This is a genomic window from Pseudomonas sp. YL2, assembly GCF_023063025.1.
Classification (GTDB): Bacteria; Pseudomonadota; Gammaproteobacteria; order Pseudomonadales; family Pseudomonadaceae; genus Aquipseudomonas; species Aquipseudomonas putida_A.
Genome location: NZ_JAJSLU010000002.1, coordinates 202,977 through 227,565 on the forward strand (window position 1 = coordinate 202,977; position 24,589 = coordinate 227,565).

The following is a 24,589-nucleotide window of genomic DNA, read 5'->3' on the forward strand; positions in this document are numbered from 1 at the left end:
ACACGATGGACGCTGTCTGCTCTGACCTGCTCGCCGAAGTGCGGGCGTTTCGCCAACGTTATCCCGAGGTGCGTTATGTCGACCTGATTTCCCTGGACATTCCGGGGCATTTTTACGGCAAGCGTTATCCGGTGGACATGCTCGAAAAAGTCGCGGCGGGCAGCGCACTGAAGCTGCCGCAGAACTGCGTGCTGCTCGGCGTGCAGGGCGGACTGTTCAAGATTGGCGAATACTGCTTCAACGATGGCGACCCGGACGCCGTGCGCCGCTTGGTGCCCGGCACACTCAAGCCCGTGACTTGGGAAGCACAACCGCTGGGGCAGATGCTGATTACCTCCGACGGCACCGCCAAACCGATCGAGTTCGAACCCCGCGAAGTGCTGGCGAAGGTACTGGATCGATTGGCGGGCAAAGGCATTCACCCGGTGGTGGCCTTCGAACTGGAGTTCTATCTGTTCGACAAAAAACTGCGCGACGGCCTGCCACAATTCCCTCGCGACGAGCTGACCGACGACGCCGATGATCAGCCGAACATGCACATCGAGCGTCTGTCGCGCTTCGCCCCAGTGCTCGACGAAATGGTGGAAGCAACGCGAGCTCAGGGCATCGACGCCACGGTGATCACCGCCGAACTGGGACCGGGGCAGTTCGAAATCAATTTCGGCCATCTGGACGACGGCTTGCGTGCTGCGGACTGGGCGGCGCTGTTCTGTCGCAGTACCCGTGGAGTCGCGCTCAAGCATGGCTATCGCGCCAGCTTCATGGCCAAACCCTACGTGGAACATCCAGGCAGCGGCATGCACGTGCATGTCAGCCTGTATGACGCGGCTGGCAACAACCTGCTGGCCGGCAATCACCAGCAAGCACTGCGCCACGCGGTGGCCGGCTGCCTGGATCTGCTGCCGCACAGCATGCCGATCTTCGCGCCGAACCAGAACGCCATGCGCCGCCTGAGCGGCACGGTGAACACCGCGACCAAGGCGAGCTGGGGTTACGAGGATCGTGACGCCTGCCTGCGCATTCCTGAATCGGACACGAAAAACCTGCGCATCGAATACCGTCTGGCCGGCGCCGACGCCAATCCGTATCTGGTGCTGGCGGCAATTCTGGTGGGCCTGGAACATGGTCTGGCATCAGGCAAGGAACCGATCCCGCCACTCAACGACGATCGCAACAGCGGCATCGATTTCCCGACGGAAATCCTCGACGCGGTGCGCGCCTTGCAGCATCAGCCACAACTGCGTGCGGGACTGGGCGCCGAGTTTGTCGACGTGTATTGCGAGAATAAACGTCAGGATCACCTGGCATTCATGCAGGAGATCAGTGCGCGGGAGTATCGCTGGTATTTGTGATCACTGGTTCAGCACACCACATGAATCGGGTGCAGGGGCCGCGATGACCGGATGGAGTTCAGTACCGGTGAATTCCATCGCTCATCAAAATTGAAGAGCGTGCCAAGAGGTATTTTGAACACGGGGCGTGAGGATGGCGGAAGAACGGCTTCGAATGACGTTTGGAGATAATCCAACGCCATCCCGTGTAATGTCTGCGCTGAGTTGGAAATAGTTGACGTTGGCTGGCAGCTATCGGCCAAAAGCAGGCGCTCGGGAGTGGCGTCTCGCGGCCAACAGTGGACACTCAATCAGTTGATGAGGAAATTACTTGGAAGTCCAAACCGTCTAGCACTCGATCTTGCCGCGTCCTTACCCATCGATCTCGCCGTTACGAATGGCCATCCTGATGGCTTGTGCTGTCGTTGTCACGCCCAGACGTCGGCGTGCTGAGCGCAGGTGATTTTCAACTGTACGCTCCGACAAACCGAGAGTCGCTGCAATATCCGCTTGCCGTCTTCCGGCAGCCGTCCATTCCATGACTTCGCGCTCTCGCGGGGAAAGGGTTCTTAACGCTTCGTCCAATGGCGCCTCAAGCAACCGCCGAGCCGCGAAAAAAGCGGCCGTCGCAACCAGGCTGAGTCCCAAGCGCACCCGCGCGCTCCCATCCACCGGCTCCCCCCCCAAGCTCATTGCGCCCTCAAGCCCCTGTGGGCCAAAAACTGGCACCTGCAACCCCTGAATTCCTGGTCCACCTGGAGAACGAATCATCCGGTAACGCTCTTCTCCCTTGACCTGCTTTTTCTGCCAGAAGAAGGATTGCCGAGCATTCAAAAGGTGACGAGTCACCGGACAATGTCGAACGTAAGTCTCGGCATCCACCGCTTGACCGTTATCGAACCAATCGCCTTCGACCCAGTAGATATGCTCAACCACTTCCTCACTTGCCGTCGATGCAGAAAACAGCACGAATCGATCATAACCGTAGGGTGTGGCGAAACCCCTGACGGATTTCTTGATTGATTCAAGCGTGCGCGCCGTCTCTATCTCCAGAGCAGCGCGCATCGCTGTTTCGGCCGGCCCGTCGCTCACTCCGATGCGACCTCTTTCAACAATGCTTCAGCTGCTAACTTGCCCAGATTGTTGCCTGCCAATGGGCTGTCGCCGGTCAGCAACTTGCGGTCTTGGAGCGTCGCACCTGAAATATCCTGATTGATGATCTCAACTCCCAAGGATTTCAACTGCTCACCAAATTTCCACGTCAGATGCCCAGGCATATACCCTATGTCGGGCGTCTTTGCGTCGAGACTGTCTGGAAATGCGCAGATCTTGTAGCCATTGAATATGTAGGAATTCCTTGACTCACCAATGCCCGCCGCGAGCATTGCTGCTGGGCCGTGACATAAGGAAATCACAAATTTGTCGTTGGTGATTGCCCAATGCAAAGCCGCTTTCACGTCGGCACTCTCCGGCAATCCAATCAGCGCGCCGTGCCCGCCAGGTATGAAAACGCCGATGTAATCCGAATCCTGCCCCAGCGCCTTCTCAACCACTTCGCACAGCTTCAAAGGTTTTTTGAACTGCTCACGGTATTTGGCGTAGAAATCCTTGACCTCGGTATCTTCGCTAGGCATGGCCCAGAACTCGAATTTCACTGGATTGCCTGACAGGGTCGCAACGTCGAACGCGAAACCGGCTTTGTCGAGGTGATACATGGGCAACAACGTCTCGACTGGGTGATTACCGGTGGAAAACATTGTTCCGTTGTCGGTCAGTAAGTAGCGCTCATCGGCGCCAATCAGCAAAATCTTCCAGCGGCCACCTCGGTAGGGATTAGCGTAATCCGCATCACTCAGATCAGATTTTGGCGAGGTAAATTGGCTAAGCGAGTATGGGGAGGGAAAAAAGGCATTGTCCTCCGCCTGATCCGGAGTGGGGCGCTTGTCGTCACTCTGCAAGGTAGTCATGGGTTTTCTCCTACGAATGGGCCGATTGCCGAGGTTCATGCTAGTAGCGTGACGTAGGCCCAACAATGAGGGTTTTCCCTTAAAGAAATGTTCCTCACACATGCAGCGCGCCGATCGTCTGCTTCCGGCCAAAAGCGGTCAGTGACAATATTCGCAAAGGCTACCGCTCAGCTTCCCGAAGACCGATCTCGACTATTCGTTAGGTACAGCACCATCGCTGCACGAGCCGCATCTTTGATTACCTTCAGCCTCAACCAAGATGATATTCGCGCCTTTATCAGCTAGGTGATACGCCAGCGAAGTGCCCACGATGCCGGCACTGATGACAACGACTCGTTTGCCCAGAGCATTTCTCATATCAACCTTTATTCTGTCGACCTGAAGGCGGTTCATTGTCTGCCACTGGTCGATTTCTGCTTGTCGTAACGGGCAGCAGTTGTCGTCCAGAAAGCAGATGTAGATTTGTCTGAAGTGGCGAAATAGCTGACAAAATCATCGTGTTAAAACGCCGCCTGAAATGGCAGCAAGATAAGCGCGTGAGTGTTGTTGGCACTGGAGGGTTCCGAAAATTCGTTCAGCTACTACGGCAAGCGTCATCAACGACTATAGTCATTGGTGAGCCAGAGCGAATCTGACCATTCCCCTGCCAACCTGGCCTAATCCAATTCCGCGATTACACGGCGGATCTTCTTGTGTTCCTTGATGCGGAACGTGAACGTTTCGCTGCCGAAATCACTCAGGCTCAGGCTGAGATCGAGGCAGCGTTGTCTTTTTTTGAACCCCTTGATGGTGGATGGAGTTATCCCGCCGGGCACGTCGCATCCCACTGAGCACGTCCCAACCACCCATCTATCAAGGTTCAAGCAATGAATATTTTAGAGTTCGATGATGCACAAAAAACCAATGGCGACCTGGTTCAGGGTCCGCTGCCGGCCGGTACTGTCGCGCCCGACTTCACTCTTCACGCAACCCCTGATCAACAGTTGTCGCTGCGTGAGCTAAAGGGAAATCCCGTGATATTGGCGTTTTATCCCGCTGACTGGACTTCGGTGTGTGGTGACCAACTGACCTTGTACAACCAGTTGTTACCCACCTTCAGAGAATACGGTGCGGTGCTATTGGGTATCTCGGTTGACAGCGCCTGGTGTCATCAGGCCTTTGCCAAAGATCGAAATTTCCACTTCAGCCTGCTGGCCGATTTCGAGCCCAAAGGGGCGGTGGCACGACAGTATGGAGCGTACGAGTCCCAGCTCGGAGTTTGTAAGAGGGCACTGTTCGTGATTGACAAGGAGGGGGTGGTCGCCTGGAGCTACATCTCACCAATGGCAATCAACCCTGGGGCGGACGGCATTCTGGATGCGCTGGATGCTCTGGCGAATTCACCACAAAGCACGCCAACCAAAAATTAACAGGTGATTACATGGCCACTCTCAAAGTCCCGGTAAGTGCCAACGACCATCGCCAGGGAAGTGCGCATGCCAAGGTCACCTTGGTCGAATTTGGCGACTATGAATGTCCCTATTGCGGTGAAGCTTATTGGATGGTCAAGAATCTGCAACAGCATTTTCGCGATGACTTGCTGTTTGTGTTCCGTAACTTCCCTCTGACCACCGCTCACCCCCATGCATTGGGTGCAGCGGTCACCGCTGAGTATGCCGGGAGTCGAGGATTCTTCTGGGAGGCCCACGACGAATTGTACGAAAATCAGGATCGATTGGGCCTGCCGCTGTATCGCGCCATTGTTCTAAAACACGGCCTTTCCAGCGAGGAACTCGACGTTGCCATGCGAGAGGACACTTACATCCCCAAAATACAATCCGACTTCAATGGCGGTGTACGCAGCGGCGTGAACGGTACTCCGGCGTTTTACTTTGACGGGCTTCGCTATGACGGGGTCCCAGAGTTCAACGAGATGAGTCAGATGATTGAGCTTCTGTTAGTGCGCGGACGAAATCGCTAGATTGCGACATCGGCCCGGCATCACCCACACCAGAGCCGAGGGCAAACCAGCGTTAGCTTCCTTCTACATTAAAGAGGTGTACACGGAGCCGGCAGCTAATGAAATCTTTGAAGTATTATGAAAAAAATCGACACGCCACATGGTTGGAGTTGTTTTTTGACCTGACTTTCGTTGTGACGATAGGCCAGGTTACGCACACTCTCGGACATGTTCATGACGGGCACTTTGAACATAAGCAATTATGGACATTCTTGCTGCTTTTTGTACCGTTGTGGTGGATCTGGTCCAGTCACACGATTTACTCCAACAGGTTTGATACAGACAGCAATCCTCACCGTTTGGCAACATTATTCATAATGCTCCTTCTCATTGTGCTATCGGCACGGATCGGGGAAGATCTGGAAGTAAACTACCCGCTTATTATTGCCTGCTATTTTGGCATACGTGCCATCATCAGCATCATGTACATTTCGTCCATAAGTAAATTCGATTCTCGCGGCGAGCTCTCCTCTAGGCTCGGCTTCGCCCTTTTAATTAGCGCAGTCATTAGTCTCTCATCGGTTATTTTTGACCCGCCCTTGCGTTACCTTGTTGCTTATATTGGGATTGTTCTTGATATTCTGTTTCCTGTATTTTTCTGGACTAAACTAAAGCCGTTGCCAGCACACACAGAACACTTGGTTGAGCGCATAGGCCTGCTCACCCTAATCTTATTGGGGGAGTCAATTATTAGCCTTTCCGGAGGGTTATCTAACATTCAATGGGGTTATTACAATGTGATGGCGGCCATCACCGGATTCATCATGATTTGCAGTATCTGGTGGATCTATTTTGATAGCTTTTACCTGCTGAGCAAAAATCACAGCAGTATGAGTGGGCACGCCTTGATCTACTCGCACCTTTTTCTTTTTATGGGGCTGGCACTCCTGGCAAATTTGATCAGGCATGCGATCCTGAATGACATTGCGATGCGCGATTTCCAGATCATGTCGATCATCGGCATGGCATTGTTTTTCCTGGGGAAGCAATATGGCTATTTCATAGCCGTGAGTCGAATAAGGAAATACATACTGCAAAACACCTTGATCGTGCTTTCTTTAGGTGGGTTAGTTATATTTCTACCGCGTGTCGAGTACATATTGGTCGGCCTGACAGTAACCATGATCTGTTATGTTCTCCTGAATTTCAGATATCGTTGAGTCTTTATTATCAGGCCACAGCTCGGGAAAAGTGATCAAGCGGCCGGTCTGCGGCTTGCACGTTGCCCACTACGTCATTCTCAGTGTCCGAGCGACATGCGACGCTACCCTTGGTCTCTTTGGGGTTGTAATCCTGGTGTCGTCGACCATAGTTAATTGCCGGATGCCCCTTTTAGCTATTGCGACCAGATAGCACCAGCCGCACCGTAACAACAGGAGCCACGTCATGGTCAAAGTAGCGTTGTTCGTTCGTCTGGAAGCAAAACCTGGGAAAGAGAATGAGGTGGAGCGCTTTCTCTTGAGCGGCCTTCCTTTAGTGGAGGAGGAGCCAGCCACTACAGTCTGGTTTGGAATCCGCTTGGGGCCGTCCACCTTTGGCATCTTTGACGCATTCCCGGATGAAGCGGGCCGGCAGGCTCATCTTTCGGGCAAGGTCGCGGCGGCGCTTATGGCAAACGCTGCCGAGCTGTTTGCCGAACCGCCATCAATCGAGAAGGTTGACGTCCTTGCGGCCAAGCTGCCCGGTTAAGCAAATCCAACAGGAAGTTCCATTCAGTTCGGGGAGGCTCACGATGGCTTCGTCAAGTGAGCATCCGTCGGCGTAGCAGTGACCGATATTCAATGCGCTGCCGGACGCGGCTGCACTCCGAACTGCGCAACGATGTGCGTACCCAATTCCTCAATAACCTCCGCCGCAGGGCGCTTGCCATATTTGAGATTGAGAATGACGTGGTCCACGCCGATTTCCTCAAGCGACTCCAGCAAAAACCGTAGATGGTAACGTCCAAGTTTGAACCCCAAATGGATACGTGTGGGTGGCGTGGACGGATTCTCATCGAGATCGATGTACAGCGACTGAGTAAAGGGCTTGTACACAGAGCCACATTGCCTGGTGACCTCAAGCCGCCAATCTTCCACGACCAGCCGCTGCATATTCGGTATGCGTGGATAGTTGATCCATCCGTTGCTCTCACGCGCGATCCAATCCAGTGACTGGCGACTGTTGCCGGTCACCAGCATTGGAATGAATTGGGTGGTGGGTTTCGGAATCAGGTCTGCGCCGTGCATTTCGCCAGTGCTCCAGTGGATGGGCTCAAAGCTGGTGCTGTGGGCTTGCCGAATCACTTCGTAGTGTTCTCGAAAGATTTCTCCACGCCTTTCGGGATCGACACCAAAAGCCGAAAACTCCACCGGCCGATCTCCCGAAGCCACCCCCAGAATCAAGCGACCTGTGCTCAACTGATCGACGCTGGCTGACGCCTTGGCCGTGTGCAGGGGATGGTGCAAAGGGATGGCAATGGAAGCGGTGCCAAGCGCAATCTCCGAGGTATGGGCAGCCATATAGCCCAGGTACACCCAGGGGTCGAAGACTTGGCCGACATCGCCGAAGCCAGGGTCGCGAAGCGGCACGTCGCGAAACCAGAGCGCGCAGAAGCCCAGCGCCTCGGCTTGTTTAGCCAGTGTGACCTGGTTGAGCATGCTCGGAGTGTCCCCGTCGAACGCCTCCATGGGAAAGAATAATCCAAGGCTCAAATGCCCCTGAGTGAAGGTTCGGCTAAACCCTAGATGCTGCTGGTAAGGAATCGTGCTCGGCCGATACATACGGATTGACCTCATGGCAGAACGTGAACAGCGCCCCCGTTTCCAGAGGTGCTGCGGCATCGGTCGCTTTTGAACGACAGGTGGGGGGACTGGGTCTGGCTTTTACCCGTTGCGCCGTACTGCTGGTCGTGTGGACCGGATTCAGGGGACAGTTGCTGGCTATAGGCGCGGGTCGGTCCGGGTGGGTGTTAAGTGGACGGTCAAAGGAAGTCAGATCTCTCGGCTCTATACCACCAGATGGACAAGGTGTTCGAGGAATCATTCTATAAGCGTAGGCGGTTTTGCAGCTCTCCGCCATATTCTTACAATCGAGCCGCTGTCGGGCGAAAGTTGCATATGAAGACATTTATCGGTCGTTTCCTGCCATTCCACAACGGCCGCTATTAGGCAACAGCGGTCGCTTGCCGATGCCCGCTTCTGGCCGATTGCTGCCTGTCGTGAAGGGCTGCACCGGCCCGAAGCTGACGGACGGCTTGGCTCGGTTTCAGAACGGGCAAGCCGGTTTCTCACCCAACCGCTCTACCAACCTTACGAGATAACCGTCGGGATCCTGGACGATGAATTCACGCTGGCCTATTTCTACATTGTCAGCCCGATACCAAGTGTCTTTGCATTCTCGATAGAGTGGACATCCAGACTCATCAAGTTTCTGGATGATGGGTGCGACAGCCTCAACGTCAATCTGTAAGTTGATGCCTCTTCCAAACGGCTTGGCCAACGGCGCAGTGAGCCATTGACCCGCGTCGGAATCAATCTGCTCAAGCATTACTTGAGCACCATTCAAATCAAGATATGCAAATCCATCTTCCGGGCGTTGATAAGCGACTTTGAACCCCAGACGAAAACCCAGAATGCCAGGCTGCTATCCAGGTTGGTGACCATTAACTCCGGAACAGTTTGTTACGTTCGAACATGAGATGACTTCCGTTTCAAATGGCTCGTTTTGCGGACGGGCAGGTTCTGCACTGATGGCTTCGATACCACGACGGGATCGTGGCGATGATGCACGCTCGGTTGGGAATTATCGAGTCGCGTTGACCGGACGCTGCCCGACGCGAACGGCGGATAAAGATGAATGTCTGTCTCTTTCGTTTAGCCCAACCTCACACCAGCGCATCATCCTGATGTGACAGCGGCTGCACCGCCAGGTGTGGCGTTTCGCCGAAGAACTCGATCAGCAGTTCAGTGAGCACACGAATTTTGCGTGCAGGGTGCGGACCCGGCGGGCGGATGATGTAGGCACCGGCCGGAGGGGGAGGATGGTTTGTCATGATCGGCACCAGTGCGCCGGATGCCACGTGTTCATGGGTGAGGCAGTCGGGCAGGTAGGCGACACCCAGGCCTGCGGTCGCGGCGGCGACCAGCGCGATGCCACTGTCGGCCTTGAAGCGGCCTTGCGGACGAACCGTGATGACTTTGTCGCCATCCATGAATTGCCAGGCTTCGGTGCCCTGCATGAGCGCCTGATGGGCAATCAGTTCATCCGGCGTCTGGGGTTCTCCATGCGCGTTGATGTAGGCGGGGCTCGCGACGAGCTTGCCGTAGACCGGACCAATCCGTCTGGCGATCAGATTGGAGTCCTGCATATAGCCCACCCGGATGGCGCAATCGTACCCCTCGGCAATCAGGTCAACGAAGCGATCGCTGTAACAGGTCTGGATGTGCAGCTGCGGATGCCTACGCGCCATTTCCGCCAGCATCGGGGCGAAGTGACTCGGGCCGAATGACAGCGGCACGGCCACACGCAAGCGGCCGCGGAGCGCGCCGGCGGGCAGGATCGTTTCCTTGGCGATGTCGATCTCGGTGCAAACCCTGGCGGCGTAGTCCCGGAACGTCGCACCGGCCTCGGTAAGCGCCGCCCCGCGCGTGGAGCGTGCCAGCAGTTGCACACCCAATTCGGTTTCAAGCCGAGCCAGGCGGCGGCTGACGATCGATTTCGACACGCCAAGCCGCAGGGCTGCCTGCGAAATGCCCCCGGCATCAGCCACTTCCACGAAGGTCTGCAGTTCTTCGATATCCACGCTTGCGTTCCTCTTTTCGCGACACAGCACGTCGCGTAATGCTACTACTGCGTCAAACATGGGAACAGCACAATGGATTTTCCGGGCATGGCGTCATTCGCACGTGTCTCGGAACCCATCACCCGCACAGGCTCCGGCCTGATTCACAAACGTGCGTCACCCATGAAAAGGATTTACCAATGGCAAGCGAGACTCTCCGCAACCCCCATACCGATCAGCTACTGACCCCGGAAAACTCGGCGTTGATCATCATCGATTATCAACCTGTTCAGGTTTCTTCGATCCGCTCGATGCCGCGTGATGAACTCGTCTTCAACATAACCAGCGTCGCGAAGGCGGCGGTCAACTACAACCTTCCGATCATCCACTCGACAGTCAATGTCGCGACCGGCCGCAACAAGCCGCCGATTCAGGAGCTGCAAAAGGTGCTCGGCCATCTGCCGACCTATGACCGCACATCGATAAACAGTTGGGAGGACACGCAATTCAAGCAGGCAGTCAAGGCGCTCGGGCGCAAGAAGCTGATCATGACTGCACTCTGGACCGAAGCGTGCCTGACATTCCCGGTGCTCGACGCGATCCAGGAAGGTTATGACGTTTATGTGCCTGTCGATGCGGTCGGCGGCACATCGCTCGCCGCGCACGAGGCGGCGTTGCGCAGAATGGAACAGGCGGGCGCGAAGCTCATCAGTCGGGTGCAAATGTACTGCGAACTACAGCGCGACTGGGCGCGGGAAGTGACCGTGCCGGGCTTTCTGGGCGTATTCGAGAACTTCGACGGGTTCAACGCTGAAAAAGCGCTGGAAGAGGCGAACAAGCAGGCTTGATTAGCGGGCAGTGGATGAAGGTGTCGCTCGCGAAAGCGGGCGCCACCTTTATTTTTTTCCTGCTGCAAACGACTGCTTTTGTGCAGGCCCTGCCGCCGATTCAGTACCCTGAATGCGTCATGACCCTGTCAGATACCAACATGTGGATGCTGGACAGTCGTGTCGCTTACTCATGAATCAGGAAGAAGCTTCACCAAAACCAATACGGCAAAAACTTCGGCGTGGGTTCGATCATGAGTTCCAGGTGGTAGGTGATCGGGTTGAAGAAAAACATATCCAGTATCAGAAATGCCGCTACGCCAATCGACAGCGTCATGAACTCCCGATAGGGATGCTCGGCGAAGTACTGGTGTTTGCCATGGTAGAAGCTCAGCAGCGCAGACAATCCCAAGGCTACGCCCAGGTAGTTGGGCTGTAACGGAACATCGGCGAAGTTGTTGTAGACCAGCACCGCCACCAGCATCACCACCCCCAGCATGGGCAACTTCAGGCAGAAGTTCAGCAGGCCGTCTTTGGCGCGGATCAAGGCGGCTTCCTTGCTGACGAAAAGGTAGGCGGCCAGCAGCGAAATGGCCGGGGTGATTGCCAGGATGTAGCGCGCTTTCTTCGAGCTGGGAACAGTGAACAGCACCAGCAGCACCAACAGCCACCCGGTCAGATACAGCAGCAGGTCGATGTCTTTATCGCGGGTCGAGCGGAAGAACAGTTTGTACTTCTTGAGAATTACATTAATGGCGTAAAACACCGTGATGCCGTAGGTCAACAAGCCTGCGGAGAAGTAGAAGTAATAGCGTGGCGCGTGGTCGGAACCGAAGCGTCCGATGCCCTGCATGTTCAGCACTTCCTCAAGGAACGCTTGCCCCCCTTGCAAGTAGGCGGCCCATGCCAGCAGCGCAACACCAACAGTCAGAATTACGCCCGAGAGCAATGAAAACAGCAGCAACATGCGCCACTGCCGGCTCAGCAAGTAATAAGCGCCAATGACACTCGCCGGCCCGATCAAGCCAATAGGCCCCCGAAAGGCGAAACCCAGTGCCAACCCGAGGTACAGCAATGCAAGGCGACGCGGGTCCTTTTTTATATCGGCCGCATAGGCAAAGTAGAAGCACATCACCGTTATCAACGCCGGATAGACATCCAGTGCCAGCGAGTTGACGCCGTCAAGAAAAGCCCAGGTGAGCAGGCTGAAAAGAACGCCATACGCGCCCCATTTTTTGCTGTGCAGCGCGCCCAGCCGATAAATGAATACCAGCATCAGCGACGCGGCCACGCAGGACGGAATACCCATGGAAAGAATGGAAATCCGGCCGAATGGCAGGGAAACCAGATAGACCAACAAGGTATTAAGGACCGTGTAGTCGGGATAAGGCTTGAGGTCGTCGGCAATCGGGAACAGTGTGATGCCGTGCAGCAACATGTACTCGGCAAAGTCGACAAAACGTGTTGTGTAGTTCAGGACAGCGGGTTTGTACTGCAATGCCATGAACACGGCCAGTGTCATGAAAAAAATGCTCAGGCATGGATTTCTCGTAATCAACCCCGTCAACATTCCAGCCCGCGAAGTGCGCCCTACAACAAGCGGGGCATCATATCGATCCATCGTTAACCCTTTGGTGACGTTGTTCTTTTGACCGCAGTCCTGACAGTCCGGTGATGCCTGCATTGAACTTGTGTGTAGCGCGAGATTGACGTTGAGCCTGATCCGCGGTGAGGAATATTCAAGCATGACGGCCCTAAACACACCCTGAACAAAACCAATTGAAGTCAACAGGAAAACGTATTAACAACGCGTGTCGAAACGGGCTTTGTGCATTTCAATGATTGAATGGCAGTGATACAAGGCCGGCTAAATGACGCGCCCTTTCTTCGGCGACGGATGCTCGGCCGGTTCAGCCCTGGCGCTTTTCAACAACTGCGCAAACGCGCTCTTGTCGATCGGTCGACTCATGAAATAACCCTGCACCTCGTTGCATTGATCCTTGCCGAGAATCTCCAGTTGCTCTTCGGTTTCCACGCCTTCGGCGGTGACGGTCAGGCCCATGGCTTTGCCCAGGCCGATGATCGCCTGAACCACGGCGCGATCGTTGGCGCCGTTGCTGATCGAGGCGATGAAGCGCTTGTCGATCTTGATCCCGTCAAACGGGTAGGCGCGCAGGTAGCCGAGGGACGAATAGCCGGTGCCGAAGTCGTCCATGTTCAGCCGCACCCCGAGTTGCTTCAGCGCATTCATCGTGGCCAGCGCGCCGTCGGTGTCGACGAGCATCACGTTTTCGGTGATTTCCAGTTCCAGGCGACTGGCCGGGAAACGGGTCTGGATCAGCGCTTCGCGCACGTCTTCGACGACATCGCTGAGGGCAAACTGCGCCGGCGACAGATTGACCGAGAGCAGAATGTCTGACGGCCAGCTCAGTGCGGTTTCACAGGCTTCGCGCAGTACCCAGCGCCCCAGCGCCACGATCAGGTCGGTCTGTTCCGCCAGGCCGATGAACACGTCCGGCCCCAGCAGGCCCTTGGTCGGATGCTGCCAGCGCACCAATGCCTCGACCGAGACGATGTGCTTGCCGTCGACGGTGTAGCGCGGTTGGTAATGCAGGATGAATTCGTCGTTTTTCAGCGCGCCACGCAGATCGCTTTCCATTTGCCGGCGGGTCTGGATCTGGTCGTTCATGTGCGCTTCGAAATAGCACCAGGTGTTTTTGCCTTCGGACTTGGCCTGATACAGCGCGATGTCGGCGCAACGGATCAACTCGCTGGGTACGAAGCCCTGACGGCGGCTCAGGGCGATGCCGATGCTGGCGCCGACGTGCAGCGGGTGATGCTCGAAGACCATCGGTTGATGCAGGCTCTCGACCAGCCGGTTACAAAAGCGGTCGACCTCCTGCCGAGTGTCCATGCCATTGAGCACCACGACGAATTCGTCACCGCCCAGGCGCGCGACGATGTCGTGCTCACGGGTGCATTCGCGCAGGCGACTGGCGACTTCCTGCAGCACCGCATCACCGGCCGGATGGCCGAGGGAATCGTTGATCGGCTTGAAGTTGTCCAGATCGATCACCAGTAGCGACAGTGGCGGGGCATGCTCCTTGAGCAGCAGCGCGTCATCCAGATAACGCGACAACTGGTTGCGATTGGGCAGGCCGGTGAGGGCATCGTGCATGGACAGGTGCTGGATCTGCGCATGGGCAGCGACTTCGTCGGTGATGTCACTGGCGGTGCCGCGATAGCCGACCACGCTTTGTTTCTCGATGATCGGCCGCGCTGATAGCCGACAGTGGCGTTGCTGCCCGGCGTGATCGCGATAGGTGCAGCGCAGGTCGCTGGCATTGCTGTCTTCGGTGAGTTTTTTCAGCCACAGCTCCAGCGGCGTAGTATCGCAGGACACCAGTTGCCCGATGCCTTGCCCCAGCCACTCGGTTTGCGGGTAACCGGTCACCTCGCTGAAGCGCGCCGAGAGATAGGTCAGGCGCAGCTGATTGTCGACTTCCCAGATCCAGTCCGATGCGGCTTCGGCCACCGCGCGAAAGCGTTCTTCACTGGCTTCCAGCGCGTGGTTGGCCGCCTCCAGCGCCTGATTCGAGCTCTTCAACGTGCTGAAACTCTGATCGACGTAGGTCGACGATCGCACGGCGTGACGCAGGAAATAGGCGGTCAACAGCATCAGCACGGCCAGCACGCCGCCAAGCGTTGGCAGCAATGACCACAACAATTGCTGCCCGGGGCGCTTCAGATCTGCCGTCAAGCTGAAACCGGTACTGTCCAGCGGCACGCGTGGTTGCTCCCCGCTGAGCTGTTCATCCGGAATCAGCGTCAAGTTGTTCAGGCCATAGGCCACGCCAAGCGCTTGCAGTTTGGCCGGTGTCAGCTTGTCGACGAATACCAGCACCGAGGTCTGTTGCGGATCGCCCACCGGACGCTCATCGTTGGGCAGAATGGCCGCCGCCGTGACCAGCGCCGGCCAGCCGTCGAACAGCGAGTAGGTGCTGACAGGCACAGTCAGCTCGGACTGGTTTTGCACCTGATCAATCAACGACGCGGCAGGCACCGCGAGCCAGTGCGCGATGTCCGCGTCTTCCTGCTGTCCCTGCACCACGGCGTATTTGGTGCGCTGCCGGTCCAGCACGAACACGCCGTCATAACCGTCAGTGGTGAACAGGGTCTTGCCGATGTTCTGTTGGGTGTACGCCCAGTCGGTATCGACTTGGGTGTGCAGGTGCTCATAGGCGGTGGTCCAGTCGGCGTAACTGGTGATGTAGCTTTTTGAGGTGCTGATGCGGTTTTCCAGGGCGCGGGCCGTGTAGAAACGGTTTTGCTCGACATCCTCGCGATCCAGGCGAGCGGCAATGCCGAGCAGGGTGCCGATAGCGGCAATCACCCCGACGATAAACAGCGTACCGACCGCAAACGCCAGGCGGCGGGTGATTGCGCTTTGCTGAGGCGGAACCGGCGCAGCGGGAGCGAAGACATCCATATGTTCGTCCTTGATTCTCTGTCTGAATCATCTGGAACAGCGGCCCGCGTGCAATGTTCAATGTGTTTGTCGGGCTTGCACCGAGGCGGATTTCTCAAGCGTAGTGAATACGCGGGGATTTTGCCTTGAGACGGGCATGCGATGGCCGGGAACGGTGCTCAGTGCGAAGAAACATACGGGGAGGGCGTGGCGGACTGGGGCAGGGCATACGTGGCCTTCATCCACGCGATCTCGGCCAGCGGCGTGCGCCCGAAGAAACGCTTGAACTCGCGGCTGAACTGCGAGGCGCTTTCATAACCGACGTTGAACGCCGCCGTCGCGGCCGGTATGGCGCCACGCAGCATCAGCAAACGCGCCTGATGCAGGCGCGTGGCCTTGAGGTATTGCATCGGCGATGAATCGGTGACGTTGCGAAAATGCACATGGAAGCTCGGTACGCTCATCCCGGCTTCCTCGGCGAGGGACTCGACGTCCAGACGCTGCTCATAGCTGCTGTGAATCCGCCGGATCGCCCGGCTGACCTTGCCGAAATGCCCTTGCTGCTGGAGCGCCGCACGCATCGAACCGCCCTGGGCACCGGTCAGAATCCGGTAGTAGATCTCCCGGACCAGCGCCGGCCCGAGGATCTGCGCATCGCCCGGATCGCTCATCGCTTCGAGCAAACGCAGGGTCGAGGCGCGCAATGGATCATCCATCGGCGAGGCGTACATGCCCTTTGGCGAAGCGTCGCTGGGGCCGAACACCTCGTCGACCTGCAGCATCAACTCGCTGGCCAATTGCAGGTCGAGGCGCATATACACCGCCAGCATCGGCTCAGCCGCACTGGCCTCGGTTTCCATGGTGAACGGCACCGGCACCGACACCACCAGATAATGCTGTGCGTCATAGACGTAGACGTCATCGCCCAGAAAGCCGCGCTTGCGCCCCTGACAGATAATCACGATGCCCGGCTCATACAGCACCGGGGTGTTGCTCAGCGGCCGATTCGAGCGCAGAAAACGCACGTCCTCCAGCGCACTGAGGTTGTAACCCTCCAGCGGCGCGAGCTGTTCAAGCAACTGCACCATGCGCGCGGTATACGGATCGGATGGACTCATGGGCATTGATCTCTGTGCCGGGACTCAGCCATCGGTGGAGCGGGTCAGGGTTTCCCATTGCTCGATGTCGCTGAGACTGCGTTGCAGTTTATCGCGCACCAGATTCAGCGCATCGCTGCCCAATAGCAAGTGTGCGGGCGGTGCGGCGCTGGCGATCAGTTGCAGCATGGCCTGTGCAGCCTTGCGCGGATCGCCCAACTGCTTGCCGCTTTTCTCTTCGCGGGCCTTGCGCACGGGGTCGAAGCTGGCGTCATAGTCGGCAATGCTGCGCGCCGTGCGCTGCATCGAACGCCCGGCCCAATCGGTGCGAAACGAACCGGGGGCTACCGCCGTGACAAAAATGTTGAACGGCTGCAATTCCTTGCTCAGCGTACCGGAGAGCCCTTCGAGGGCAAACTTGCTCGAACAGTAATAGGCAATCCCGGGCATGGTGATAGTGCCGCCCATCGAGGTGATATTCAGAATGTGCCCGGCGCGCCGTTGCCGGAAGTACGGCACGAACGCCTTGATGATCGCCGCCGCGCCGAACACGTTAACGTCGAACTGACGCCGCATCTGCGCCAGCGGTGACTCCTCGAAAATGCCCTCATGTCCGTAACCGGCGTTGTTCACCAGCACATCGACCGGACCCAGTGTGGCTTCGACGTCGGCGATCACCTCGTCGATGCGTTCGAAATCGGTGACGTCGAGCAACACCCCGTGTGCCCGATCCGCTGACAAGGCCTCGAACGACTTCAGATCGGCCTCTTTGCGCACGGTACCGATCACCCGGTGACCGGCGTTGATCGCTTCTTGCGCGAGCGCGCTGCCAAAGCCGCTGCTGACACCGGTGATGAATAAGGTTTTGCTGCTGTGCATGGCAATCTCCGACAGATAGGTGAAACCACATGGTAGGCAGCGCGGCGTGGCAAGGGTATGCCGGTTTGTCTGGGAGGATTGCCTATTTCTATAGGCAGGCCCGCAAAGGAAGTTGTCCTTCAGCCCACAAAAAAGCGTCGCTCCTGGAGCGGCGCTGCCATTCAGTTGAGTGTTACTCAGCTACCAATCTGCACCTTTGCGGTGCTCGCCCTGGGCGATCGGGTAGCACCGCTCGAGTCTTGCACGGCAGGGTCTTATCGCCGTTTTGCCGCTTAAATCATGCAAATCAAAAGCTTGGGCTGCACATGTGAAATCTGGCATGCATCGTGCTTTTTTTGTATCCGTGGATAATTGGATACAAAAAGACAAAAGGTGCTGCCATGCAATTCGCTCCCGCCTACGACCAGCGTCAACCGATGACCGCCGAGGAAGAGGCCTACAACTTTCTGTTGGAAGGCATCTGCGGTGGTCGTTATCGCAAGGGCGACCGGTTGATCGCCGAAGACATCGCCAGTGAAATCGGCATGAGCCGCATGCCGGTGCGCGAAGCTTTTCGCCGCCTCGATGCGCAGGGCCTGGTGACGCTGCGGCCTAACCGCGGCGCGGTAGTCAGCGGTCTGGATGTCGAGCAAATGCATGAAGTGTTCGAGATGCGCAGCGCCCTGGAAGGGCTGGCGATTCGCATCGCCGTACCCAAGATCAGCGAGCGTCAGTTGACCGCGCTGGAGCGGCTGCTCGATGAAATGGACGACTACCGCGAGGAGAGTGCGGCATGGGTCAGCCGACATCGCAAGTTCCATGAATACCTGTGCAGCCTCAGCGATCGCCCACGGCTGCTCAAGCAGATCGGCGCCCTCTACTCATTGATCGAAGCCCCCATGCGCCTTTGGCTGCAGCACATCGAAAAGCCCCTGAGTGCGCGCCAGGAACACCAGATGATCCTCGATGCGATTCGCGCCGGCGACGCCAGCAGGGCCGAAGCCGTGGTGCGCGAGCACATCGAAGGCACCGTCCCCGAACTGATCAAATTTTTGCAATCGGAAAAATAACCACAGAGCGGAACACGAGTCCGCCGATGTTTTGACTTTGAGTACTGCCCCGTTACTAACCGAACTGGAGTGTCTGGTCATGCATACGTCTCGCCTGTTACTGGCTGCAATATCCCTCGGGCTCTGTACTCAGTGGGCGCTTGCCGCACCCACGGTGCCGGAGCGTCTGGTCAAGGTCGACAAACTCACCTATTGCTCGGGCATGGATTCACCGCCGCTGGTGTCTTTTGATGAAGCGCAAAAGCCCAAAGGGCTGACCGTCGACCTCGGCCTGGAAATCGCCAAACGCCTAGGCGACAAGAAGGTCGATTGGCGGGTGATTCCATTCTCCGGATTGCTCCCGGCCTTGCTCGCCAAACAGTGCGACATGATCGTCGACCAGTTGTTCGACAAGCCCGAGCGCCGTGAGGTGATCGACATCGTCAACTACATGTATTCCAGCCAGGCGGTGGTGGTGCCCAAGGGCAATCCGAAGGCGCTGAAAACCCTGGCGGATCTGAGCGGGCACAAGATCGCGGTGCTTAATGGCTCGACCATCAAGACCTTGCTCGATGCGGAAAATGAAAGCCTGAGCAAGGCCGGCAAGCCGCCGATGAAACTGGTGATCTACAACACCGATACCGATGCGTTCCAGGCCCTGCGCATCAATCAGGTCGACGCTTACGGCACCACGGTGGAAACCGCCGGTTATTACGCGGCGATGGCGCCGGATCTGTTCGAAGAAGGCGTGCCGGCCTTCAGCCGGATACTCACCGGGCTGGGCATTCGCAAGGACGATCCACAACTGAGCGCCGCCGTGCAGCAAATCATCACCGACATGCGCAGCGATGGCAGCTACAACCGGCTCTTGAACAAGTGGCACGTCTCCAGCGACACACTCGATTGAGGTAAGCGTTGATGAACTTCAATTGGGATGTGTTCTGGCAATACCTGCTGCAACCCAGCGGCGTGTACCTCACCGGCCTGTGGCTGACGTGCCTGATCAGCGTGCTGGCGATGTTGCTGGGCTGTGTGCTGGGGCTGGCCGCCGCATTGTTGCGCTTGTCGAAGAACCCTTTACTGCATCTGCCGGTGCGTTTTTATGTGTGGCTGATGCGCGGCACACCGCTGTTGGTGCAGATCGTTTTTCTGTACACCGCGTTGGCGGCGGGCGGGATTTTTCGCTTCGAAGACATCGAGCTGTTCGGACTGGTGGTGCCCGGCAACATTCAGGCGGCGATCATTGCTCTGGGCCTCAACGAAGGCGCGTACATGGCCGAGATCATTCGCGCCGGGATCGGCGCCGTGGACAAGGGCCAGTACGAGGCCGGCCGTTCACTGGGCATGACCTTCGCCAAACTGATGCGTCGCATCGTGCTGCCGCAAGCGTTCCGGGTGATCGTGCCGCCGCTGGGCAACGAGTTCAACGTGATGCTGAAAAACACCACGCTGGTCAGCGTGATCGGCGTGCAGGAGTTGTTGCTCAGCACGCAGATGGTCACCTCGGCGACCTTTCGGGTGTTCGAGTTGTACTTGGTGGTGGCGATCTATTTCCTGTTGCTCACCACGCTGTGGGGCTTCTTTCAGCGCTGGCTGGAAAACCGTTTCGGCCAGTCCGACCGACCTTCTGCACCACCGCCGGCGTCCAGTCGGATGTTCGGTCGCAGCACTTTGAAACTGCTGAGGGGACGTTGATCATGGTGCAGCAAAGTGACGAGCTGATCATCGAGGCGCTGAACATTCACAAGTCCTTCGGCGATCTGCAGATTCTCAAGGGCATTTCCCTGCAAGTGCGACGCGGCGAAGTGGTGGTGCTGATTGGCGCCTCGGGTTCGGGCAAAACCACGTTTATCCGCTGCATCAATCTGCTCGAAGACATTCAGGGCGGAGAGATCCGGGTCAACGGCCGGCCCATGGGTTATCGCACCCGGGCGGACGGCAGTCTGGTGCGCGACTCGGAACGCAACATCGCTCGCCAACGCCGGGACATTGGCATGGTGTTCCAGCGCTTCAACCTGTTCCCGCACATGACTGCGCTGGAAAACATCATCGAAGCACCGATTCAGGTGTTGGGTGTGCCACGCCAGGCTGCGCTGGAGCAGGCGCGAGCCTTGCTCAAGCGAGTCGGGCTGGCGGACAAGGCCGCTCATTACCCGTCGATGCTTTCCGGCGGCCAGCAGCAACGGGTGGCGATCGCCCGAGCACTGGCGATGAAACCCCAGGCGATGCTGTTCGACGAACCCACCAGCGCCCTCGACCCGGAAACTGTCGGCGAGGTTCTGCAGGTCATGAAGGAGCTGGCCGAGGAGGGCATGACCATGGTCGTGGTCACCCATGAAATGGGCTTTGCCCGCGAGGTGGCCGATCGGGTGGTGGTGCTCGATCAGGGCGAACTGATCGAACAAGGCCCGCCGGAACAGATTTTCAGCCGGCCCACCCATCCCCGTACCCAGGCCTTTCTCAGCCGCGTGCTGTGAATTTCACAAGGATATTGACGATGCGTTTATCGAGCTTGTTCGCGGCGCCGCAGCCCCGACACGTTGAAGAACTTCGAGAAGATCCCCGGAAAACATCCAGCGCCTGATCACCCGCGAATGGAACAGGATCAAGTCCGGCCAATGAATTGCTGATTTGAAGAGCCTTTGCCATGTTGAAATTCTCTGCTCACGAATATCCCTATCCATCGCAACGCCAAAGCGTCTTCGCCCGTCGTGGCATGGTCGCTGCGTCTCAGCCACTCGCCGCGCAGGCCGGCATCGAGATGCTGCAGAAGGGCGGCAACGCCATCGACGCGGCCATCGCCACGGCGGCGGCACTGACCGTGGTCGAGCCTACGGGCTGCGGCCTGGGCGGTGATGCGTTTGCGCTGGTTTGGTTCAAGGATCAGCTGCATGGCCTCAATGCCAACGGCCATGCCCCGGCGTCGCTAAGTATCGAAGCGGTCAAGGCGACCGGCCATGAACAGATGCCGCTGTATGGCTGGACGCCAGTGACGGTGCCCGGTTGCCCATCGGCCTGGGCCGAGCTGTCGCAACGCTTTGGCGTGTTGCCGTTCGCCGATTTACTGCAACCGGCGATCGGTCTGGCCAGAGACGGTTTTCCGCTGTCGCCGGTGGTTGCCCATCAATGGCAGATCACACTGGATGAGTTCAGTCCCCATCGCAATGAAGTGCTGCAGGCCTGGTTCGATACGTTCCTGATTGACGGTCGCGCGCCCCAGGCCGGGGAGCTGTTCCGGAACCCGGCGCAGGCGCGAACCCTTGAGGAGTTGGCCAGCACTCGTTGCGAGAGTTTGTATCGCGGCGCACTGGCACAACGCCTGGATGCGCATTCGCGGGCAACGGGCGGCTATCTGCGCGCCACGGATCTTGAGCATTACCGCGCGCAATGGGTCGAGCCGATTCACGTCAATTACCGTGGCGTGGATGTCTGGGAAATCCCGCCGAGCGGGCAGGGGCTGGTCGCGTTGATGGCGCTGAAGATTCTTGAAGGCTTCGACTTCGATCACCGTGACAGCCAGCAGACCTGGCACCGGCAACTGGAGGCGATGAAGCTCGCCTACAGCGATGGTCTGCACTACATCACTGATCCGCTGCACATGCGCGTGGCCGTGGCTGATCTGTTAAGTGATGGCTACAGCAAACGACGACGCGCTCAAATCGGCGAACAGGCGCAGCCGCCGAAGCCGGGTGATCCTCACGCCAGCGGCACGGTGTACCTGGCCACGGCGGATGGGCAGGGCAATATGGTGTCGTTCATTCAGAGTAATTATCACGGTTTCGGCTCAGGCGTGGTGCTGCCGGACAGCGGCATCGCCCTGCAGAACCGTGGGCAGGAATTCAGCCTGGATCCCGAGCATGCCAACGCGTTGGCGCCGGGGAAAAAGACCTTTCACACGATCATTCCTGGCTTCCTCACCAAGGACGGTCAGGCGTTGGGCCCGTTCGGTGTGATGGGCGGCTACATGCAGCCGCAGGGCCATGTGCAGATGGTCATGAACCTGGTGGATTTCGGCTTGAACCCGCAGTCGGCACTGGACGCGCCGCGCTGGCAGTGGCTTGGCGGGATGAAGGTCGGCATCGAGCAGGGTGCTTCAAGGGATCTGGCCAACGCGTTGGCGCGTCGCGGGCATGAGGTGCAGATCGCCAGTGACCTGACGGATTACGGACGCGGACAAATCATTCTGCGTGATCCAGTGACGGGCGTACTGTGCGGCGGGACTGAGCCGCGGGCGGATTCGCATATCGCAGTCTGGTAGAGACGGCAGGCACTCGTCAGGTCGGGAGCACACACTTTTTCACAAAGACCTCCCGGGATCCAATCGGTGGCAGAATCTCCCTGACTTGAACGTTCAGGAGAACATCATGCTTCGTGTGTTTGAACGAAGACTCGACCCTTTCCCGCCTGACGAGGTGCCACCGCCACCCAACGGTCTGGCTAAATTTCTCTGGGCCTGCACTCGCGGCGCTCGCGGCTATATTCTGGCATTGGCGTTGCTCAGCGCTGCTGTGTCGATCTATGAAGCGTGGCTGTTTTCCTTCCTCGGCCAGGTCGTCGATCTGCTCTCGACGTGGCAGGCCGGCGGTGAAGCGGCGGTGCAGGAGAGCCGCGTGTTGTGGGGTATGGGCATTGTCATGGTGCTCAGTGTCGGGCTGGTGGCGTTGCGCACCATGGTCCAGCACCAGATTCTGGCGATTAACCTGCCGCTGCGCCTGCGCTGGGATTTCCACCGGTTGATGCTGCGGCAGAGCCTTTCGTTTTTCTCCGACGAGTTCTCCGGCCGAGTCACGACCAAGGTGATGCAGACGGCACTCGCCGTGCGTGACGTGCTGTTCACCATGATCGAGATCCTGCCGGGGATTGGCGTGTACTTCATCGCGATCATTGCCCTGGCCGGCGGCTTTGCGCTGAAGCTGATGCTGCCGTTCCTCGCCTGGGTCGTGCTGTTCGGTCTGGCCATGTGGTACTTCGTGCCGCGCCTGGGCAAGGTCGGCCAGGAACAGGCCAACGCGCGGTCGATGATGACCGGGCGTATCGCCGACGCGTACACCAACATCACCACGGTGAAGTTGTTCTCCCACTCCAACCGCGAAGCACATTTTGCGCGGGCGGCGATGGAAGATTTCAAGCAGACTGGCTTTCGCCAGATGCGTTTGGTCAGCCTGTTCGAGATCGTCAATCAGGCCTTGGTGGTGGCATTGATCATGTCCGCCGGCGGCTATGCGCTGTGGCTGTGGCACCAGGGCGACGTCGGCGCCGGTGCGGTGGCGGCGATTACCGCCATGGCGTTGCGGATCAATGGCATGTCGAACTGGATCATGTGGCAAATGACCTCGCTGTTCGAAAGCATTGGTACCGTCCAGGACGGCATGGCGACGTTGACCCAAGGCACCAAGGTGCAAGACGCGCCGGATGCCGGCGTGCTGGTCACCTCTGGCGGCGCGGTGACGTTCGACAAGGTGAAGTTCAACTACGGTGGCGAGCGTCAGGTGCTCGATGGCCTGAGCCTGAGCATTCGGCCCGGTGAAAAGATCGGTCTGGTAGGGCGCTCAGGTGCGGGCAAATCGACGCTGATCAATTTGCTGCTGCGCTTCTATGACGTTGACAGCGGAGAGATTCGTATCGACGGCCAGAACATTGCGCACGTGACCCAGGACAGCCTGCGCAGTGCGATCGGCATGGTCACCCAGGACACCTCGCTGCTGCACCGTTCGATTCGCGACAACATCGCCTACGGCCGGCCCGATGCTACCGATGCACAGATCCGCCGCGCCGCCGCCAACGCCCAGGCTGACGAGTTCATCAGCCAACTCAGCGACCGTCAGGGCCATACCGGCTACGACACTCTGGTAGGTGAACGCGGGATCAAGCTCTCCGGCGGCCAGCGCCAACGGGTGGCGATTGCCCGAGTGATGCTGAAGAACGCGCCGATCCTGCTGCTCGACGAAGCCACCAGTGCGCTGGACTCGGAGGTCGAAGTGGCGATTCAGGAAAGCCTCGACGACATGATGCAGGGCAAGACCGTGATCGCGATCGCGCATCGACTGTCGACGATTGCAGCGATGGATCGGCTGATTGTCATGGATGACGGGCGGATCATCGAGCAGGGCACCCATTCGGAGTTGCTGGAGAAGAACGGCGTGTATGCGCGGCTGTGGGCGCATCAGAGCGGCGGCTTTCTGGGGGAAGATAAAGGCGTAGAGGAGGCCTTGGATCAGGCGTAAACGGGCA

At 57.9% G+C, this 24,589-nt stretch carries 22 protein-coding genes and 2 pseudogenes; 13 read left to right on the plus strand and 11 right to left on the minus strand.

All coding sequences use genetic code 11. The features are described 5' to 3' along the window. Positions 1 to 5 precede the first annotated feature (5 nt). Entirely contained in the window at positions 6 to 1,352 is a 1,347-nt protein-coding gene (locus tag LVD08_RS03905; RefSeq protein ID WP_247267461.1) for a glutamine synthetase family protein, read from the plus strand. Positions 1,353 to 1,703: 351 nt separating this feature from the next. Here the strand turns inward: LVD08_RS03905 and LVD08_RS03910 are convergent, their stop codons facing one another. The 3 genes and pseudogenes from LVD08_RS03910 to LVD08_RS03920 all read right to left on the minus strand — a co-directional run. After that, positions 1,704 to 2,396 (minus strand): PA1136 family autoinducer-binding transcriptional regulator, encoded by a 693-nt coding sequence (locus LVD08_RS03910; RefSeq protein WP_247267462.1) that lies wholly within the window; start codon positions 2,394 to 2,396, stop codon positions 1,704 to 1,706. 23 nt (positions 2,397 to 2,419) lie between these two features. Then, the gene (gene hchA, locus LVD08_RS03915) at positions 2,420 to 3,298 is read right to left on the minus strand and encodes a glyoxalase III HchA (RefSeq protein WP_096797810.1); all 879 of its coding nucleotides are present in this window, start codon (positions 3,296 to 3,298) and stop codon (positions 2,420 to 2,422) included. 243 nt (positions 3,299 to 3,541) lie between these two features. Continuing rightward, positions 3,542 to 3,655: pseudogene (locus LVD08_RS03920) on the minus strand (FAD-dependent oxidoreductase); the annotation flags it as partial. Between the two features lie 509 nt (positions 3,656 to 4,164). Here LVD08_RS03920 and LVD08_RS03930 point away from each other — a divergent pair. The 4 genes from LVD08_RS03930 (at position 4,165) to LVD08_RS03945 (ending at position 6,986) form a co-directional block, all read left to right on the plus strand. After that, positions 4,165 to 4,707 (plus strand): redoxin domain-containing protein, encoded by a 543-nt coding sequence (locus tag LVD08_RS03930; protein ID WP_150370648.1) that lies wholly within the window; start codon positions 4,165 to 4,167, stop codon positions 4,705 to 4,707. An 11-nt stretch (positions 4,708 to 4,718) separates the two neighbouring features. After that, the gene (locus tag LVD08_RS03935; RefSeq protein WP_150370647.1) at positions 4,719 to 5,258 is read left to right on the plus strand and encodes a DsbA family protein; all 540 of its coding nucleotides are present in this window, start codon (positions 4,719 to 4,721) and stop codon (positions 5,256 to 5,258) included. Positions 5,259 to 5,356: 98 nt separating this feature from the next. Continuing rightward, entirely contained in the window at positions 5,357 to 6,457 is a 1,101-nt protein-coding gene (locus tag LVD08_RS03940; RefSeq protein WP_247267463.1) for a low temperature requirement protein A, read from the plus strand. Between the two features lie 226 nt (positions 6,458 to 6,683). After that, a complete protein-coding gene (locus tag LVD08_RS03945) occupies positions 6,684 to 6,986 on the plus strand; it encodes a putative quinol monooxygenase (protein WP_007967049.1) in 303 nt (100 codons plus the stop codon). Between the two features lie 89 nt (positions 6,987 to 7,075). Here LVD08_RS03945 and LVD08_RS03950 read toward each other — a convergent pair whose 3' ends face one another. From LVD08_RS03950 to LVD08_RS03960, 3 genes and pseudogenes are all read right to left on the minus strand, one after another. Next, on the minus strand, positions 7,076 to 8,059 hold the full coding sequence (locus tag LVD08_RS03950; protein ID WP_096795983.1) for an LLM class oxidoreductase: 984 nt from the start codon (positions 8,057 to 8,059) through the stop codon (positions 7,076 to 7,078). Between the two features lie 484 nt (positions 8,060 to 8,543). Beyond that, positions 8,544 to 8,973, minus strand: a pseudogene (locus tag LVD08_RS03955) (bleomycin resistance protein). 189 nt (positions 8,974 to 9,162) lie between these two features. After that, positions 9,163 to 10,080 carry a LysR family transcriptional regulator gene (locus LVD08_RS03960; protein WP_247267464.1) on the minus strand — a complete coding sequence of 306 codons (918 nt, stop codon included), beginning with the start codon at positions 10,078 to 10,080 and terminating at the stop codon, positions 9,163 to 9,165. A 179-nt stretch (positions 10,081 to 10,259) separates the two neighbouring features. Here LVD08_RS03960 and LVD08_RS03965 point away from each other — a divergent pair, with 179 nt between their 5' ends. Together LVD08_RS03965 and LVD08_RS03970 are read left to right on the plus strand one after the other, a co-directional pair. Then, a complete protein-coding gene (locus tag LVD08_RS03965; protein ID WP_247267465.1) occupies positions 10,260 to 10,907 on the plus strand; it encodes a hydrolase in 648 nt (215 codons plus the stop codon). A gap of 14 nt (positions 10,908 to 10,921) precedes the next feature. Further along, the gene (locus LVD08_RS03970; protein WP_247267466.1) at positions 10,922 to 11,083 is read left to right on the plus strand and encodes a hypothetical protein; all 162 of its coding nucleotides are present in this window, start codon (positions 10,922 to 10,924) and stop codon (positions 11,081 to 11,083) included. A 14-nt stretch (positions 11,084 to 11,097) separates the two neighbouring features. On the opposite strand, the gene LVD08_RS03975 is transcribed toward LVD08_RS03970, so the two are convergent. The 4 genes from LVD08_RS03975 to LVD08_RS03990 form a co-directional block, all read right to left on the minus strand. Then, the gene (locus LVD08_RS03975) at positions 11,098 to 12,408 is read right to left on the minus strand and encodes an ArnT family glycosyltransferase (RefSeq protein ID WP_330206254.1); all 1,311 of its coding nucleotides are present in this window, start codon (positions 12,406 to 12,408) and stop codon (positions 11,098 to 11,100) included. A 345-nt stretch (positions 12,409 to 12,753) separates the two neighbouring features. Beyond that, positions 12,754 to 15,375 carry a bifunctional diguanylate cyclase/phosphodiesterase gene (locus LVD08_RS03980; protein ID WP_247267468.1) on the minus strand — a complete coding sequence of 874 codons (2,622 nt, stop codon included), beginning with the start codon at positions 15,373 to 15,375 and terminating at the stop codon, positions 12,754 to 12,756. Between the two features lie 158 nt (positions 15,376 to 15,533). Continuing rightward, entirely contained in the window at positions 15,534 to 16,472 is a 939-nt protein-coding gene (locus LVD08_RS03985) for an AraC family transcriptional regulator (protein ID WP_247267469.1), read from the minus strand. A 24-nt stretch (positions 16,473 to 16,496) separates the two neighbouring features. Further along, positions 16,497 to 17,330 carry an oxidoreductase gene (locus tag LVD08_RS03990; RefSeq protein WP_247267470.1) on the minus strand — a complete coding sequence of 278 codons (834 nt, stop codon included), beginning with the start codon at positions 17,328 to 17,330 and terminating at the stop codon, positions 16,497 to 16,499. Positions 17,331 to 17,710: 380 nt separating this feature from the next. Here LVD08_RS03990 and LVD08_RS03995 point away from each other — a divergent pair, with 380 nt between their 5' ends. The 4 genes from LVD08_RS03995 to LVD08_RS04010 all read left to right on the plus strand — a co-directional run bounded on the left by LVD08_RS03995 (position 17,711) and on the right by LVD08_RS04010 (position 20,835). Then, positions 17,711 to 18,379, plus strand: a complete 669-nt coding sequence (locus LVD08_RS03995; protein ID WP_096795990.1) for a GntR family transcriptional regulator — start codon at positions 17,711 to 17,713, stop codon at positions 18,377 to 18,379. Between the two features lie 79 nt (positions 18,380 to 18,458). After that, the gene (locus LVD08_RS04000) at positions 18,459 to 19,265 is read left to right on the plus strand and encodes an ABC transporter substrate-binding protein (protein WP_247267471.1); all 807 of its coding nucleotides are present in this window, start codon (positions 18,459 to 18,461) and stop codon (positions 19,263 to 19,265) included. Positions 19,266 to 19,276: 11 nt separating this feature from the next. After that, positions 19,277 to 20,053: an amino acid ABC transporter permease gene (locus tag LVD08_RS04005; RefSeq protein ID WP_007967116.1), complete on the plus strand. Its 777-nt coding sequence runs from the start codon at positions 19,277 to 19,279 to the stop codon at positions 20,051 to 20,053. Between the two features lie 2 nt (positions 20,054 to 20,055). Next, positions 20,056 to 20,835, plus strand: coding sequence for an amino acid ABC transporter ATP-binding protein (locus LVD08_RS04010; protein WP_247267472.1), 780 nt, complete (start codon positions 20,056 to 20,058; stop codon positions 20,833 to 20,835). On the opposite strand, the gene LVD08_RS04015 is transcribed toward LVD08_RS04010, so the two are convergent. Further along, positions 20,819 to 21,007 (minus strand): hypothetical protein, encoded by a 189-nt coding sequence (locus tag LVD08_RS04015; protein WP_247267473.1) that lies wholly within the window; start codon positions 21,005 to 21,007, stop codon positions 20,819 to 20,821. The two genes, LVD08_RS04010 and LVD08_RS04015, sit on opposite strands and share 17 nt — an antisense overlap. Between LVD08_RS04015 and LVD08_RS04020 the strand changes: the two genes are divergently transcribed. Next, entirely contained in the window at positions 21,006 to 22,616 is a 1,611-nt protein-coding gene (locus LVD08_RS04020) for a gamma-glutamyltransferase family protein (protein WP_247267474.1), read from the plus strand. The genes LVD08_RS04015 and LVD08_RS04020 overlap by 2 nt on opposite strands. Positions 22,617 to 22,722: 106 nt before the next feature. Beyond that, a complete protein-coding gene (locus LVD08_RS04025; protein WP_247267475.1) occupies positions 22,723 to 24,582 on the plus strand; it encodes an ABC transporter ATP-binding protein in 1,860 nt (619 codons plus the stop codon). The last annotated feature ends 7 nt before the right edge of the window (positions 24,583 to 24,589 follow it).